The 16993-nt window shown below is 61.9% G+C and carries 12 protein-coding genes; 6 read left to right on the top strand and 6 right to left on the bottom strand.

All coding sequences use genetic code 11. The features are described from left to right. Window positions 1–5: 5 nt before the first annotated feature. Genes ACODS4_RS19870 through ACODS4_RS19855 form a run of 4 tightly spaced genes read right to left on the bottom strand, consistent with a single transcriptional unit; the run spans window position 6 to window position 3762 of the window. Window positions 6–785 (bottom strand): amino acid ABC transporter permease, encoded by a 780-nt coding sequence (locus ACODS4_RS19870; RefSeq protein ID WP_488866729.1) that lies wholly within the window; start codon window positions 783–785, stop codon window positions 6–8. Then, window positions 782–1543 carry an amino acid ABC transporter permease gene (locus ACODS4_RS19865; protein WP_488866727.1) on the bottom strand — a complete coding sequence of 254 codons (762 nt, stop codon included), beginning with the start codon at window positions 1541–1543 and terminating at the stop codon, window positions 782–784. Before ACODS4_RS19865 ends, ACODS4_RS19870 begins: the two co-directional genes overlap by 4 nt. Window positions 1544–1570: 27 nt before the next feature. Beyond that, window positions 1571–2380 (bottom strand): transporter substrate-binding domain-containing protein, encoded by an 810-nt coding sequence (locus tag ACODS4_RS19860; protein WP_488866725.1) that lies wholly within the window; start codon window positions 2378–2380, stop codon window positions 1571–1573. A gap of 17 nt (window positions 2381–2397) precedes the next feature. Next, a complete protein-coding gene (locus ACODS4_RS19855; protein WP_488866723.1) occupies window positions 2398–3762 on the bottom strand; it encodes a lyase family protein in 1365 nt (454 codons plus the stop codon). A gap of 577 nt (window positions 3763–4339) precedes the next feature. Between ACODS4_RS19855 and ACODS4_RS19850 the strand changes: the two genes are divergently transcribed. Beyond that, window positions 4340–6649, top strand: a complete 2310-nt coding sequence (locus ACODS4_RS19850; protein WP_488866721.1) for a SulP family inorganic anion transporter — start codon at window positions 4340–4342, stop codon at window positions 6647–6649. A 6-nt stretch (window positions 6650–6655) separates the two neighbouring features. On the opposite strand, the gene ACODS4_RS19845 is transcribed toward ACODS4_RS19850, so the two are convergent. Beyond that, the gene (locus tag ACODS4_RS19845; RefSeq protein WP_488866719.1) at window positions 6656–8326 is read right to left on the bottom strand and encodes a DUF3369 domain-containing protein; all 1671 of its coding nucleotides are present in this window, start codon (window positions 8324–8326) and stop codon (window positions 6656–6658) included. A gap of 507 nt (window positions 8327–8833) precedes the next feature. On the opposite strand from ACODS4_RS19845, the gene ACODS4_RS19840 reads away from it, so the two are divergent. The 4 genes from ACODS4_RS19840 to ACODS4_RS19825 all read left to right on the top strand — a co-directional run bounded on the left by ACODS4_RS19840 (window position 8834) and on the right by ACODS4_RS19825 (window position 14263). Next, window positions 8834–9685, top strand: a complete 852-nt coding sequence (locus ACODS4_RS19840) for a class I SAM-dependent methyltransferase (protein ID WP_488866717.1) — start codon at window positions 8834–8836, stop codon at window positions 9683–9685. After that, window positions 9682–11124 carry an MmgE/PrpD family protein gene (locus ACODS4_RS19835; RefSeq protein ID WP_488866715.1) on the top strand — a complete coding sequence of 481 codons (1443 nt, stop codon included), beginning with the start codon at window positions 9682–9684 and terminating at the stop codon, window positions 11122–11124. The genes ACODS4_RS19840 and ACODS4_RS19835 overlap by 4 nt, the downstream gene beginning before the upstream one ends. Window positions 11125–11634: 510 nt before the next feature. Further along, complete coding sequence (locus ACODS4_RS19830; RefSeq protein ID WP_488866713.1) at window positions 11635–12447, top strand: transporter substrate-binding domain-containing protein; 813 nt, start codon at window positions 11635–11637, stop codon at window positions 12445–12447. Window positions 12448–12568: 121 nt separating this feature from the next. Next, window positions 12569–14263: a methyl-accepting chemotaxis protein gene (locus tag ACODS4_RS19825; protein WP_488866711.1), complete on the top strand. Its 1695-nt coding sequence runs from the start codon at window positions 12569–12571 to the stop codon at window positions 14261–14263. 101 nt (window positions 14264–14364) lie between these two features. On the opposite strand, the gene ACODS4_RS19820 is transcribed toward ACODS4_RS19825, so the two are convergent. Continuing rightward, window positions 14365–14841: an Lrp/AsnC family transcriptional regulator gene (locus ACODS4_RS19820; protein WP_488866709.1), complete on the bottom strand. Its 477-nt coding sequence runs from the start codon at window positions 14839–14841 to the stop codon at window positions 14365–14367. Window positions 14842–15026: 185 nt separating this feature from the next. On the opposite strand from ACODS4_RS19820, the gene ald reads away from it, so the two are divergent. Further along, the gene (gene ald, locus ACODS4_RS19815; protein WP_488866707.1) at window positions 15027–16151 is read left to right on the top strand and encodes an alanine dehydrogenase; all 1125 of its coding nucleotides are present in this window, start codon (window positions 15027–15029) and stop codon (window positions 16149–16151) included. The last annotated feature ends 842 nt before the right edge of the window (window positions 16152–16993 follow it).

Genomic DNA, 16993 nt, shown 5'->3' with positions numbered 1-16993 from the left:
CCTCCTCAGAGTTTGACGGCAAACCGGCGCTCCAGGCGGGCGGTCCAGCGGGCGATGGGGTAGCAATAGGCGAAGAAGGCGATCAGCAGCGCCAGATACATCGGCAACAACAGTTCGCTGCGGTTTTCGGCGGACAGGGCGAAGCGCGTCAGGGTCATCGCCTCCTCGACCCCGACCACCGACACCAGCGGGGTCGCCATAATCAGCACCGCGTAAAGATTCATCCAGGGCGGCAGCATCGGCTTGATCGCCTGCGGCAGGATCACCATCCACAATGTCTGACGCCGGTTGAAGGCCAGCGATTCGGCGGAATCCCACTGCGCCGGGGGCAACGCCTGGACCCCGCCGCGCACGATCTCCGACACGTTGCCCATCACCGGCAGGGCAAGGCCGACGGTGGCCTTGATCCAGGCGGGCATCGCCACCACCAGATCGCCCAACCGCAATTCATAGGGCAGCAGCAGAATGCAATAGAACAGCAGAACCAGCCACGGCGCGTTGCGGAAGAATTGAGTCACGATCCGCGCGGCGTGCCGCAACGGCCAGACCAGCGACATCTGCCCCAACCCAAGCGCAAGCCCGGCGATGGTGCCAAGCGCCATCGCCAGCACGCTGATGAGGATGTTCAGCAAAAACCCTTGACCGATCAGCGGCGCCCATTTCCACATGGTCGCCAACAGACTGGCCGATCCGTCCGCCGCCTGGACTTGGCCAAACAGCACGCTGACCAGCAGCAGCCCAATCAAGCCGACGCCCAACCAGCCGGAAATCCGAAGAGCGTTCACAGCCGCCCCCCGACCGTGCCAAGGCCTGGCACCCGCAACGCCGTCTCCAGCCGACGCAGACCAAAGGACAGCGCGCCAACAATGCCGACATAGGCGACCAGCAGAAGATTCATCATCTCCCGCACATTCATGGTGTCCGACCAGACTTGCGCCGAGACGTACAACAGCTCCGGCACGCCAATGGCGTAAGCCAGAGTGGAGGTCTTCACCAGATTGACCAGATTGTTGCTGAGCGCCGGCAAGCAGATCCGCAACGCCAACGGCAAAACGACATGACGGTACAAGCGCCAACGGTCAAACCCCAACGCCTCCGCCGCCTCCACGGTGGATTCTGGAACCGCCTCGATTCCGGAACGGAAAATCTCGACGTTGAAAGAACCGCCAAACAGCGACAGGGTGATGACGGCCCAAGCGAACCCGTCGAGAAGCGGACGGCTGCTCCCGCCCGCCCCCTCCAGACGCGGCAACAGATTGCCCACCGCGAAATACAGAAATGACAATTGAATCAACGGCGGCGTGTTGCGGAAGGCGTGAACATAGCCATGCACCAGCCGCCGGGCGATGACCGACGAGGTGCCCAACAGCCACGCGCCGATCAGCCCGATGACGACGCTGGCGACCACGCTCAGCGCCGACAATTCCAACGTGGTCAGCAGACCGGCGAAGAAGCGTTGCCGGTCATAGGAATCATAGAACACCGGCAGATTTATGCCGTGCGCCTGATTCAACCAAGCAAACCATTCCCAAACGCCGCTCATGCCAGTCTGCTCCGGAAAAACAACGACCTATAACTTCTCGTGCATCATTTTCAGGAAAGGGGACGGCGGGATGCCCCAGACTTTTTCCAGCTCGATCAAGTGTCCCGTCCGGTGCCATTCGACGCTCAACCGCGACAGAAAGGTGGCGAACGTGCCGTCACGATTGGCCGCCGACACCGCCATCACCCAGGCCTGTTCGCCAAAGGTCTCCATCGGCATCTCAAAATCCGCCCATTTCGCGCTGTCGCTGACCAAAGCGGACGCGATGAGCGAACTGTCCTGCACGAAGGCGTCGCAATTGCCCGCCAGCAGGTCGATGTAAGCCTCCGGCACGCCAGGGAAGGCGACGATGATCGCGCCCCAATTTTCCGCGACCGGACGGTTGTAGTAGGCGCCCTGAAGGCCGCAGATGCGCCGTCCGCGCAGATCCTGCCAGCGGTGGAAGTTCATCGATTTGCGGGCGAGGATGTTGGTGCCCCCCGCGTAATAGGGCGGATCAATCACCGTCGTCGCCTGACGGCGGGCCGGGGTGTCCGACATGGTCGCCAGGATCAGATCGATGCGGCCCTGCCGCAAAAACTCGATGCGGTTGGCCGTGGTGACGGGCACCATTTCCAGGCGGACGCCCAAACGCTTGGCGATCTCCTTCGCCATGTCAATTTCCATGCCGACGAAGTCCCCCGACGGGTCGATGAACCCCCAGGGCCGGTAGTCGGCCTTCACACCGACGACAAGGACGCCCTTCGCCTGGATCGCCTTGATATCGTCAACCCCCGCGACGGCCGCCGTGATCGTCAGCAGCAGCAAAAGCAAGGAAGCGGCGATTCTGGAGAGCATGAGGAACCTCTCTCGTATCAAAGATTGCGGGCAATGGCCGTGGTGCGGATCAGGGTAAGCGCCTCGTCACGGGTCAGCAACCCGGCCTGCTCCAACGAGTCGAGAAAGGGCTGGCCCGCGCGGCGCGCGCCTTTCACCAGCTCCGTCGCCTGGACATAACCGACGCGGGGCAGCAAGCCGGTGGCCACCGCGTCCGACGCCAGCAGATGATCCAGGCAGCGTTGCCGGTTGGCGGTCAGGCCCGTCACGCATTGGTCGGTGAACAGGGTGACGCCACGGATCAGCAACGCGAAGGATTCAAACAGGCGGTTGGCGATCACCGGGCCAAAGGCGTTGATCTCCAACTGCCCCTGCTGCGCCGCCATGGCGACGCAGGCGTCGTTTCCGGCCACCGCGAAGCCAATCTGCGACAGGGTCATCGGCATCACCGGATTGACCTTTCCCGGCATGATCGAGGAACCGGACTGCACCGGCGGCAACGTCACCTCGCCAAAACCACCGACCGGACCGGACGCCAACAGGCTGAAATCCCCGGCCAGCTTGGCCAGCGCCAGAGCGGCGGTGCGCAACTCGCCCGACAGGCGGGACAGCGTGTCCGCGTTCTGCATCGCGTCAAACGCGTCGTCCGGCGCGCGCAAGGCGCGTCCGGTCAGATCGGACAGTTCGGCCAACGCCCGATCCCGAAAGCCGGGCGCGGCGCCAAATCCGGTGCCGATGGCGGTTCCCCCCAAGGGAACCGCGCCCAAACCCGGCAACAGCGCGCCCACCTGCCGCGCCAGACGACGAACCAGACTGGCGTATCCGCCAAAGGCCTGCCCCAGCGTCATCGGCTGGGCGTCCTGCAAGCAGGTTCGGCCCAAACGCAACACGTCGGCAAAGTCCACCGCCCGTTCACCCAGCGCGTCCGCCAGTCGACCCAACGCGATGACCAGCCCGTCGCCATAGGTCCAAGCCGCCAATTGAATGGCGGTCGGCACGACGTCGTTGGTGGATTGACTGAGATTGACGTGATCGTTGGGTTGCAGATGGCGGTAGTCGCCCGGTCGATGGCCAAGCCGAAGCAGCCCCAGATTGGCCAGAACCTCGTTGACGTTCATGTTCCAGGAGGTGCCGCCGGCCCCTTCCATCAGATCGACGACGAAGGCGTCGCGATGCGCGCCGTCCAACACCGCGCGGCAGGAGTCGATGATCGCCTGCGCCTGATCGGGCGCCAGATGACCAAGCGCAAGATTGGCTCGGGCGGCGGCCTCCTTGACGCGGGTCAGGGCGTTCAGAAGAGTCGCTTCTTGAGCCAGCCCACGCCCTGATACCGGAAAATTGCGCGCCGCCCGCCATGTGTGGACGCCATAAAGGCAATCGGCGGCCAGGACGACCTGCCCCAAAGAGTCGAATTCGATTCTCGATTCCGAAGAATCAAAAATATTTGATGGGCCTATTTCAGAACTACCAATCATTCCATCACCCATAAGCCGCCATTCAGAATATTGCTTGCGCAGTCATCCGATTAATACCAGAGTATGCGAGCAACATCCGCCGCACAACCAAATTTCTTTTGTTACAGATTTTCTCTTTTTTCCCATGATATATTGATAAATATTATCCATTCATCGTGCGAATGAAGATACGCCCGCCAAAAACCAAGGCTGGCGACACGGGCACGCTCAGGATCGGACGCCTGTCTGATCGACAACCGGAGTGACACACCGTTCATCCTTCGAATCGCGATGACTGTGCTGAAATCATATAGAACGTGCAACACGCTGCATGGTACTACCTTAAAGACATATGAATAACAATATACTCGCGAGCCTTTCGGAAAATATGCGATCAGGTCCATTTCAGGCGAATTGAATAAGCGCCGGTTGACCCATGGGGGCGGTTTCACCGCCATCGCTCAACAAGGCTCCAAAACGGGAACTCCAGTCGGACGACCCGTTGTCGGATGGTGTGGGAGGCGGCATGACAGAGCGTGAAGGGCGGAAACAGGACGGCGGGGCCACAGGGGCTGCAACGCCGCGCTGGATGCCGTCCGATCCTCTTCGCCGGATCGGCGCCTATCTGACCTCGCACGCCTTGATCGGCGACCTGTCTGGTGGGGCGCTGTCCGGCTTCATCTCCATCACCTATGGCTCCTCGTACGCCGCCCTCCTGTTTTCCGGGCCGCTGGAGGGCTATCTGCCTTATGGCGTCGCCGTCACCCTCATCACCGCGATTCTGGGCGCGTTGATCGTCAGCCTGATAAGTTCCCTTTATTTCTCGGTCGCCGGTCCTGATTCCAACACGACCTCCGTCCTGTCCATCATGCTCGCCGCGCTGGCGACCCAACTCAACGAGATGGGCCTGGGCGGCATGGTCCTGCCGCACGTCATGCTGGCGCTGTTCATCAGCACGCTGGCGACCGGCGCGATGCTGTATCTGCTGGGCAGCTTCCGCATGGGGCGTTGGGTGCGCTTCGTGCCCTTTCCGGTGATGGGCGGCTTTCTGGCGGCGACGGGTTGGCTGATGACCAGCGGCGCGCTGGGAATCGTCGCCAACACCCCCCTTACTCTGGCTGGTTTGCACCGCTTGCTGGACCAGGGGCCATCGCTTCAGTTGCTGGTGGCCGTCGCCATGGCGGCCTTGTTTTTCGCCGTGATGAAACGCTCCCGTCATCCGCTGGCCCTGCCGCTGCTGCTCGTCGTCGACATCGCCGCCGTCTACGCCGGTCTCGCTTTGTCCGGCGTCGATCTGGCCACCGCGCGGGCCGATGGTTGGCTGTTCCAGGGATTGACCGACATCCGCGTCTTCCCCCCTTGGGATCTGTTGAACGTCCAAAATTTTCAGTGGGCGCTGTTGCTGTCCCACGCTGGCGAAATGGCGGCGGTCATGATGGTGGCGGCCATCACCATTTTGCTGTGCGCCACCGGCATGGAGGTGGCCACCGGCCAGGACATGGATCTGGATCGGGAATTGCGCGGCCATGGGCTGGCCAATCTGGTCACGGCGCTGGCGGGCGGTTATCTGGCGCTGCTGTCGCCAGGGCGCAGCCTGACCATTCTGCGCGCCGGGGCGGTGACGCGGGTCAGCGGGTTGATCGTCGCCGCGCTGTGCGCCGCCGTTCTGTTCGTCGCGCCGACCCTGGTCGGCTATCTGCCGAAGATCGTTCTGGGCGCCTTCCTGCTCTCGCTGGGCGCGACGTTGATGCACGAGTGGCTGGTCGAATCCTGGTCGCGCCTGCTGGTTCGCGAGTATCTGCTCATCATCCTCATCCTGGTGGTGACGATCCTGTTCGGCTTCACCGTCGGGATGCTGGCGGGCATCATCGGCGCCTGCCTGGATTTCGCCATCAATTACAGCCGCGTCGACGTCGTCCAGCATGATCTGAGCGGCGTTGAGTTCCGCAGCACCTTCCAACGGTCGGAGGAGGAGCAGACGGTTCTTGACCAGCAGGGCGAGGCGATTCGCGTCATCGTCTTTCGCGGTTTCATCTTCTTCGGCATGGCCAGCCCGCTGTTGGACCGGATTCGCCATGATCTGGCGGTGCGCCATGTGATGCGCTTCCTGATTCTCGACTTCAAAGGCGTCGATGGCGTCGACACCTCGGCGGCGATGACCTTCTTCAAGGTGCGGCAAATTGCCCAACGGGCTGGCGTGACGGTGGTGTTCACCGGACTTTCTCCGCGAATCCTCCGCGTCCTCAACAGCGCGGGCAGCCTGCGCCTGCAAAAAAAAGACAGTTTTCCCACGCTGGACGCCGCGACGGAGTGGGCCGAGGAGCAGATTCTGGCGACCTTCGAGGGGCGGATGGACGATCAGTTCCCGATGCTGAACGAATGGCTGCTGACCGGGCTGGGCGACGGCATCGCCGTGGAGTTTCTGAAAACCTATCTCCAGCCCTTCTATCTGGACAGCGGCGAGTTGCTGTTTCGCCGGGGAACACCGGCGACGATGCTCTATCTGGTCGATTCAGGCCGCGTTTCGGTGATGGTCGAGGATGAAAACGGCTCTCCCCGCCGCGTCGCCAGTCTGGTCGGCGGCGCCATGGTGGGGGAGGAAGACCTCTACACCTCCGGCACCCACCAGGCGACGGCGATCGCCGAGGTTCCCAGCGTGGTTTACGGTCTGCCGAACGACAGCATGGAGCAGCTCAACATCGACCATCCCCGGTTGGCGGCCCGTTTCCACGCCATCATCCTGCGCCTGATGGCCAAGCGGCTGCGGCTGTCGCAAAACGAAAGCGCCATGTTGCGTCGGGAAGCGGCCTCCCGCCGCTCCCTGAAGCGGGCGTAAACCCTTTCAATTCAACAGATGCGTGATGCGGTCGATCATGCGCCGCAGATCACGTTTGGCCGTCGTGATCTTGCCCGCCAACGCTGGGGACGCGATTTCGGTCGCCAGCCAGTCGGGTTCGGCCTCGCGGATGCGGGCCACCACAGTCTGAAACGCCTTGACGACCAAAGGATCGAACAGCCGCCCGGACTCCTCCGTCACCCAAGACAGGGCGGCGTCGACCGCCCAGGCTTCGCGATGCTCACGGTCGGAAATCAGCGCGTCGAACACATCGACCACCGACACGATCCGCCCGGATATCGGAATCGCCTTGCCGACCAGACGAGACGGATAGCCGCTGCCGTCCATCCGTTCGTGGTGAGACAGCGCCACTTCCGCCGCGATCGCCAGGATGGAGCGCCCGCGCAGCATGGTCGCGGCGTCACGCAGGATTTCCCAACCAACGATGGTGTGCTGACGGATCAATTCGACGGAATCGCCATCCAGCACCCGCGTGCTGTGCATCACTTGATCCGGCACCACCATCATGCCGATGTCGGCCAAAACGCTGGCGACGCCAACCTTGGCCACCAGATCCTCGTCCAACTCCTCGGGGTGATAGGAGCGTTGCAGCATCTCGCGCGCGGTTTCGCTGACCAGGCGCTCGATTCGCTTGTGATGCCCCTGAATCAGGTTTTTCTTGTATTCAGCCACCCGCGCCAAAGCGAACACCGCCGCCTTTTGCGAAGCGTTCAACTCGTCGATCAGCATCATGTTGCTGAAGGCCGTGGTCGCCTTGGTGCGGAAGATTTCGATCATTTGCCGTTCCATCGGGCTGAGGCCAAGCGCCCCATCGATGAAAGCGACCGCCATCACCTCGTACCGTGTCTTGATGGCGAAAGCGAAATGCTCGCCGGTCTGCACCGTGCGCCCATTTTGAAAGACCTCGCGCACGGCGGCGGCGATGCGTGGATCCTCAATGGCCGCAATGGTTTGGTTGCGCAGGGCGGAAAACCGCCCGGACGCGGCGCGGATGCGCGCCACATCGTCCTTGGGCGCGCTGTCGCCAACGACGAAGAGCAACGAATCCTGAACAACATTGAACAGGCTGTTGATCTGCAACAGAAGATTGAAATAGAAATGATGAGAAGACCGCAGCTCGAATATCCCGGCGGTTGACACCATCACCCGCGCCATTCCCTTTTGGCTGCGGTCCTGCGCGATCATCGACGCGTGCAGGCGAATCCCCGACAACACGGCGCCATACAGGCGATCCGTCGCCATCGGAGCCGTGACGACATACCCGTCGATGGCGGCGGCCTCGAAGGCGGCGCGCTCCGGCCATTGGTCGGGATCGCGGACGCCCAAAACAACGCGGGGCCGCAGGCCGGGACCAGCCCAGGTCGCCGTCGCTTTGTCCATATGCTCGATCAGGCGCGACACAGCCTCCGGCCCGTCCAGGCCAACATCCATCAGGACCACGGCGATGTCCGGGTGCTGACCGAACAGAGCCGTCGCCTCCCGCGCAGAAAAGGCGGACAGACACTCAACGCCCCGATCATCGTGACGCAGGCTGGCCAGACAACGGCCAACCGCCTCGTGCAGATCCGGTTGGGGATCCGCGATCAACACCTTCCAGGACGGGGGCGGCGCGCCGATGCCGCCGTTGCTTCCATCGTGAATCTGCGACTGCTTCATGGCTGATGACCTGCTGAAACCAGATGGACGCCTCGGCCCGTGGCCGGGGGCAACATACTAAAAACGACGGAGCGGGTCTATGATGGACAATTTTTTAGATTGATAAGTTGAATCAAGCCTATTTTTGACCAATGCCGCCTTGATAGAAATAACCTTATAAATTGATTCCCTTTAGCGGCGCTCCACCATGCGCTCCAAGCGGCAAACGCCCCTCTTCAACATTATGAATTTCTAAATTCTCCTTCATTCTCACGGATGTCCGCTCAATCATGTCTGTTTCTGGGAAAACAAGTTATTGTTTCATTTATGAAATATTTATGTATTCACACGCGATGCGAAGAAGTATTTTTAAGGACTTTAAACCCAAATTTGGAAGCGCAGCTACATACCATAGTATACATTCTAAAAAGCTTACTTTTCTATTGATTATTCACGGAACTAAATTTATTTAAATTCCGAAATCGAAATCGCCCATCATCTTTATCTCAGAGACCGGAGATATTCACAATGACGCCCGAATCGCAATGCCTGCCGCCTATCAGCGCCGAGGCGACGCCAATGCAAATGGATTCCGTCAAGGGACGTGCGGCGGATGCGATGGTGGAGACGTATCGTAAATATTACACAAGCGGTCTCTATGACAATCGCTACCCCGACGTCAGCCCCTTCGCCCTCGAACGCGTCGTCAAGGATCTCAAGGGCAGCAAACGCATCCTGGATTTCGGTTGCGGCACAGGCCGTTACCTGATGCGGATGTTGGAACACACCGACGCTGAGCTGATCGGTTTCGACGTCTGCGCGATCGCCTTGGAGAAGCTGCGCAAGCGCCTGGAAAATCACCCCCAGCGGCATCGCGTGCGTCTGATCTGCGGCGATTTCAACGAATGCCCCGAATATGACGGCGCCATGTCGATGTTCGGCGTCCTGTCGCACATCCCGACCAGAGCCGGTCGCCTCGCCTCCCTGCGCGGCATCCGCCAGCGTCTTCAAATCGGCGGTCGTTTCGTCGCCTCCGTGCCAAACGGCATGCGTCGTTATCACAAGGAAAACCTCCTGCGCCGGGTCGGCCTCGGGCCGCGCGAGTTTGAAGGCACGCCGCTGGAGCCGAACGACATCGCCTATTCGCGCCTCACCGACGACGGCGCGCGCCTCGACCTCTACTATCATGTGTATTTCAGCGGAACCTTCCGCCGCGATCTGTCCGACGCCGGTTTCTCCGTCAACAAGCTTGAGGCTGAAAGCTTGTTGACGGAAACCACCATCTCGCACTCCCTGCGCTGGGCCGTCGTCGACGATGTGGCCCGACGGATGATTCCCGCAATGGCGGGCTATGGCCTCTACGCGGTGTCCAGCCGATGAACGCCACAACCACCGGCGACGCCGCCAACGCCGACGCCGACGCCCTGCTGCGGCGGCTGGCCGTCTGGGTGTCCGCCTTCCGCCTCGACAACCCTGACTTGGACCCGGATGTCCGCAGCCGTCTGCGCGGCGCCGCCATCCGCTCCATCATCGACACCGTCGGCGTCGCTGTGGATGGAACCCAACGCCCGGCGGCCCAAACAGCGCGGCGCCTGGCCCGGATGCAATACGCGCCTGGCGCCGGCGCCCTGTTCGGCGCGACGCCCGCCGATCGGGCCGAAGCCGGACTGGTCAGCGCCGGCGCCGCCTTCGCCAACACGGTCGCCGCCCACGCCGACGATCTGGACGACACCTGTTACGTCGGCATCGCGCATGGCAGCGCCGTGGTTCTCCCCGCCGCCCTCGCCGCCGGTCAGGCCGTGGGAGCCAACGGGCGCGACTTGCTCGACGCCTTCATCGCCGGGTCGGAGGCGACCTACGCGGTGGGGCGCATGATGGGCGACCACCTCTATTTCAAGGGATTCTGGAACACCGGCGTGCTGGGCGCAATCGGGGCCGCCGCCGCCGCGTCCCGGATTTCCCGCCTCGCTCCCGACGAGACGGCGCACGCCATGGCCATCGCCGCCACCCAGGTGATGGGGCTGCGCGCCTGTCTGGGGCGCTTGGTCAAGCCCGTGATGGCCGGGCGCGCGTCGGAAGCCGGCGTCACCGCCGCCCTTCTGGCCAGCATGGGCATTGACGGCCCGCTGACCATTCTGGAAGGCGACAACGGCTGGGCCAAGGTGCTGAACGATGGCCAGATCGATCCAACGGCGCTGGACCAGCTTGGCGCCCCCCCGGTGTTGATCGAACCGGGCGTGGCTTTCAAGATGTACCCGGTGTGCTCCGCCGCCCAGGCCGCCGTCGAAACCGTCTGCGAACTGTTGCGCGAAAACAGCCTGAGCGGGGACGACGTCGCCCATGTCCGGTGCGACGTGACGCCGCTGGTTCACATCAGCCTGCGCTATCCCCAACCGCAGACCCCCGCCGAATCCCAATTCAGCATGCCGTTCGCCGTTGGTTGCGCCCTGGCCTTCGGCGCCTTGACGCCAAGCCATCTGAACCCGACCGTCCTGGCCGATCCCGCCCTGCTGACGGCGATGGCTCGGGTCGAGATGCGGCTTGATCCCGAGATGGCCGCCGACCCCAAGGCGATGGAGCTGTACCCCGAAGGCTCCCGCGTCACCATGACTCTGCGGGATGGTCGAACGCTGAGCCGGTTCCGAGGCGTTTGCACGGGAATGCCGACCCAACCAATGCCCGACGCCATGCTCCACGCCAAATTCCACGCCTGCGCCGATCCGGTCATCGGCGCGGCGGCGGCGGACAGCCTGCTGAGGCGTTTGCTGACATTGGAACAATTGGACGATCTCGGAGCGCTGTTCCCCGAGCAATCATAAACCCAGCCCAGCCCCCACAAGGCCCGCCGATGAACGCATCGGCGGGCCTTGTGCGTTCTGGCGCGCCAAAAGTCGCTGACGGTCCCCAAACGCTCTTATTCCGCCCCCTCGCGCTGATTTGCGACCGGAATCGCTCCATCACCATTGCCGAAACCACCATGCCGCCGCGAATCGCCAATTCCAGCGCGGAAAAATCTATCTAAAGTTATATATTACCAATTTTTTCAAATTCTTGTATTTGATTAGCATCCTAAAGGAATATAAACGCGGTGATGGCTGCGCGGTTAGAGGTTAGTCTCCGTCACCGTTGCACTTGATAAGAAAAAAACATCACTGTTTGCACAACCGGATTGCGGACGGGCGACCTTGCGAACGAAGCGCGACAAACAACGGCCTGAACGGCCCGGCGCCTACGGTCAGGCGGCAGGTTCGCCTGCTCCTGTCGGTGGGGCCGCTCTGGATCGGCAACGTCGCCATCCCATCCCGCTTTCAACTCATGTGGAGGACGCAATGACGATGAAATGGGCAGCCCTGGCCGTGGCCGGCATCCTTTTGGGGTCTTCCTTTGCCGGATCCGCCAAGGCCGACGGCGTCCTGGACGAGGTCAAGAAGCGTGGTCAACTGGTGGTCGGCAACAAAACCGACTTCGCTCCGTTCGGCGCGCTCAACGCCTCCAGCGAACCCGCTGGTTTCGAGATCGACCTTGCGCGCGATGTGGCCAAGCGCTTGGGCGTGGAGCTGAAGATCGTGCCGGTGGTGTCCGCCAACCGCATGCAGTTCCTGCAACAGGGCAAAATCGACCTGATGATCGCCACCATGTCCTACCGGCCGGAACGGGCGGAAGCGGTCGAGGTGGTGCAGCCGGCCTATTACGCCAGCGCGCAAAGCCTTCTGGCCCCCAAGAACGCCAATCCAAAGCTGACGGCTTGGGAAGACCTGCGTGACAAGAAGGTCTGCGGCGTTCAGGGCGCCTTCTACAACGCCGACGTGGCGACCTTCGGCGCGCAGATCGTCAACTTCAAGGACACGACCGAAGCGTTGAACGGCCTGAAGGACGGAAAATGCGTCGGCATGGCCTTTGACGTCACCTTCTTCGCGGGCAAGCTCCAGGAACCGGAATGGGCGGGTTATGAACTGCCGCTTCCGTCACGCAACGATGATCCGTGGGTGCTGGCCGTCAAGAAGGGCGAGACCGCTTTTCATGAGTATATGGTCGGCGTCGTCAAGGATTGGCACAAGACCGGCAAGCTGATCGAGTTGGAAGGAACCTGGAAGCTTCCGGCCTCCAGCTTCCTCAAGGCTCAAAAGGAAAAAAACACGTAAGATCGGCTGAACAATAGTCAGCGATTGATAATTTGGAAGTGGCGGCGGTTGATCCTGGAAGCCCAACCGACCGCCGCCACTTGTTCTTTACCGGATAAAAGGGTGGGTTCGAATAATGTCTATGACTGCGTTGGCTCATCTTCCTCTGCGGATCAAGCTGCTGATCGCTCCCGTGGTCTACACGGTGGCCCTGTTCGCCATCCTGTTTGTTGGCTTGCAACAGGGCCGGAACGCGATGCAGGTCGCCGTTGACCTTCATGAACGGGGCCTGCCCCGTCTCCAGCGCGTCTATGAGGTGGTTCAGCGGTTGGGGGACGTCCAACGCAACCTCTTCCTCCTCGCCAGTTGGGAGGGTAACTATTTCCCGGCGGACGACATCAAGCGCTTGACCGGCCAGATCACCAAGGATGGCGAAAGCGTCGCCGCGATGCTGAAGGGCATGGCCCAGGAAGGCGGAGCCACCTCAGACGTTGGCAAGCTGATAACGCCGACCGACCTCTATTTGTCCCATGTGAACGAGACGATCCGGCTGCTTCACATCGACATGAGCACCGGCACGCTGAAGCTCAACGACGTCGCCAAGGAATTTGAAAGCCTGAACGCGGGCATCAAGGGCGTTCGCACCAAGATCGAATCCACGTTCGACACTCAGATCACCGAATCCTTGTCCGACACCGAGCAATCGCGGATCACGATGATCGGCAGTCTCACCGTCGTTCTGATTCTGTGCACGCTGCTCAGCCTTTTGGTCACGCGCTTCATCGCCCGGATGGTCATCGGCATGACCAAGGCGATGACTCGACTGGCGGACGGGGACGTCACCGTCGAAATCCCCGGCGCCGACCAGCGGGACGAGATCGGCAAGATGGCCGAAGCCGTCCAAGTCTTCAAAGGCAACCTGCTGCGCATCCAGGACGAGCAGGTCAGCAAGATGCAAGCGGCGGAAGAAGAGCGGCAGAAGCGCGAACGGCTGGTCCATTTGGTCAACACGCTCCAGGAAAATGTGCAGAGCGTGGTCAACGCGGTCTCCTCCTCGGCCCAGTTGATGGAGAACAACGCGTCAAACATGCTGCACATCGCCGAAGACACCAGCCGACAGGTGGTCGCGGTGGTGTCCACGTCCAATCAGGCGTCGCTCAACATGCAGAGCGTCACCGATTCGGCGAACATGCTGCTGAACTCCGTCACCACCATCGAAAAGCGCGTGGCCTCCTCCGCCGACATCGCCACAGCCGGCGTCCGCGAGGTTGAGCGCACCAATGAGGTGATTTCCGGCCTGTCCAACGCGGCGCAGCGGATTGGCGAGGTGGTGAAGCTCATCGGCGCCATCGCCGGACAAACCAACCTGTTGGCCTTGAACGCCACCATCGAGGCGGCGCGCGCGGGCGAGGCGGGCAAGGGGTTCGCCGTGGTGGCCAGCGAGGTCAAGGGGTTGGCCAATCAGACCGCCAAGGCGACTGAAGAGATCTCGCAGCAGATCATCGAGATGCAGACGGCGACCAGCAGCGCCATCGACGCCATCCGCACCACCGGGCGGACGATCACCTCGATCCACGACACCGTGGACAAGATCATGCACGCGGTCAGCGACCAGCGCGTGTCGATCACCGAAATCGTCGATGTGGTCCACCAGACGGCCAGCGGCACGGCGGAGGTGACGCAATCCATCACCACCGTCTCGCAAGCCGCCGAAAAGACCGGCTCGACCGCGCAAACGGTGCTGCGGGCCTCCAAGGATCTGGCCCAGCAATCGGATCTGCTGTCGCGCGAGTTCAAAAGCTTCATCAGCAGCGTCCATCCGGACACCCCGGCGTGAGGCGATTCGGATAGCAAGGCCGCAATCAAAAAAGCGCGTGGCGCAGACGCTGGCCGCGCGCTTTTTCTTTTCGATCACAAAGCCGCTCAGCCAAAATCCGTTCAGCCCCCCGAATCGTCCGGCATCGCCATGCCGGGGCGAATCACGCTGCGGATGGTGAAGCTGGATTGGATGCGCACGACGCCGGGCAGGCGCGACAGCGAATCCTGAAAAATCCGCTCATAATCAGCGCCATCCTGCGCCACCACCCTCAGAAAATAATCCGAACTTCCCGACAGAAGATAGCATTCCCGCACCTCCGGGCAGCGGCGAACGGCGGCGTCGAAACGGCGGAAATAATCATCGGTTTGCCGCTCCAACGTGATCTGAACGATCACCACCACCGATTTTTCCTCGTCCACCGTCTCGACGATGGCGGTGTAGCCCCGGATGACGCCGGAATGCTCCAGCATGTGCAAACGGCGAAGACAAGCCGATGGCGACAAGCCGACTTCCGCCGCCAGCTTGGCGTTGCTCATGCGGCCATCCTTGCGAAGAAGCCGGAGAATTTTGTGATCGAGGGCGTCCAGAGCGTGCATGCAAGTTTATACGAGACATTGGTGATTCGTGCGAATCCACAATCGCATTATCGTGGAATCATGCAAGGCTTTGCAGAGATCCTCCCCGTTCCCCCGACGTAAGATAGGGCCATCAAGACAATCCGCCCCGCTGACGTTTTCAGCGCCCGGTACGGTCTGGCTCTGGACATTTTGGGAGGATCCGAATGGTCACGCGCGTTGGCGTTCCCAAAGAAATCAAGAATCACGAATACCGGGTCGGCCTGACGCCGGGATCGGTTCGCGAATTGACGTCGAGCGGCCAGACGGTGCTGGTCCAGACGGGAGCCGGAGCCGAAATCGGCTTTTCCGATGACGATTACCGCGCCGCCGGAGCCGAAATCGCGGCGACCGCCGAACAGGTGTTCGCCAGCGCCGACATGATCGTCAAGGTGAAAGAGCCGCAACCGGCGGAATGCCGCATGCTGCGCCCCGGCCAATTGCTGTTCACCTATCTGCATCTCGCCCCCGATCCGGAACAGGCGCGGCTGCTGATGGAGAGCGGCTGCACCGCCATCGCCTATGAAACCGTCACCGACCGCAATGGTCGCCTGCCTCTGCTGGCGCCAATGTCGGAAATCGCCGGGCGCATGGCCATCCAGGTCGGCGCGGTGGCTTTGCAGAAAAGCACCGGCGGATCGGGCGTGCTGCTGGGCGGCGTGCCGGGCGTGCTGCCGGGCAAGGTTCTGGTGATCGGCGGCGGCGTGGTCGGCGCCAACGCCGCGCGCATGGCGCTGGGGCTGGGAGCCGACGTCGTCATCGCCGACCGCTCCGTGCCGCGTCTGGCCCAGCTTGACGATCTGTTCGGGCCGCGCCTGAAGACGGTTTACGCCTCGGTCGACGCGCTGGACAAGCTGGTCGCGGACTCCGATCTGGTGGTCGGCGCCGTGCTGGTGGTCGGGGCCGCCGCGCCAAAGCTGGTCAAGCGCGCCCAGTTGTCCCGCATGCGCAAGGGATCGGTGCTGGTCGACGTCGCCATCGATCAAGGCGGTTGTTTTGAAACCAGTCACGCCACCACCCATTCGGATCCGACCTACATCGTTGACGGCGTTGTTCATTACTGCGTCGCCAACATGCCGGGCGCGGTCGCCCGCACCTCGACCGAGGCGCTGAATCACGCCACCCTGCCCTTCGCCCAGGCGCTCGCCGTCAAAGGCTGGCAGCGGGCGCTGGCGGAGGATCCGCATCTGGTCGCGGGCCTGAACGTCCATGCGGGCGCGATCACGCACCCAGCGGTCGCCGAGGCGTTGGGACACCCCTTCCGGGACCCGAATTCACTGCTTGCGGACTGAAATCGCAAAACTGAACAAAATATCGCCACACGCTTATTTCAAGAAACTTTCAACGGAAACAATCACGCCAAACCGTTGGATTGTTGTTTTTTTTGAGAGTTTGAAAGAGAGTGTTGCGTCCACGGATCACTTTGCCTTACCTGTTTGTGACAAGAATAAGGTCAGCATACACCACCGGCGCCAAAGTGCCGGGGCCAAAGATCAAGAACAGTTTTGAACAGGGTTAAGGCTCGGCGTGTAACGCCAACTGAACCAGAACGGGTGGAAACGCCGCCCGTTCTGGTCATCGCATCGTTCGGACGCAGCCCGGCTATTACGGCCGGTGGGAACGCCGTGGCCTGTCGCCACGCCGCGTAAGGGGGAGCTGTGGGTATGGTGGTTTGCCGTGTTTCTGGCTGGAATCGAGGGGCCAACGTCCTATCCACGCCAACCGTGACTCCTATCATTTTGCACGCGCGCCGCGTGGGCGCGTCGGTTGGTCGGGCAAGCGTCCGGCGATCGACGGCTCCCCGCGCCATGCTGCGCGCGCAGCGCTGTCGCTGACAGCAACCCCGCCGGGCCATCCTTCGGCGGGGTTGCGGTCAAAACCGGGTGCGGCGGCGGGGGGCCAAGCGTCCCCTGCCTCGGGTTTGGATGTTCTCCCCCGTTCATCCATTCCCGGCCCCTCGCCGCCACACACGCCGGTTCCATTGATTAGGCGGCGACAGCCGTTTCGATCACTCCATGCCATCGACGAAAGCCGGTCGTCTGGGAGACGTCGTCTGGGAGATTGGGAGAGCCTGACCTTATGGATTATTTTCTACAGCAATTGATCAACGGCCTATCGCTTGGGGCCATTTATG

The sequence above is a fragment of the Azospirillum sp. FG154 genome (genome assembly GCF_057809575.1).
The sequence above is the reverse complement of the archived record's forward strand: the minus strand, read 5'-3'. Positions and strand labels throughout refer to the sequence as shown.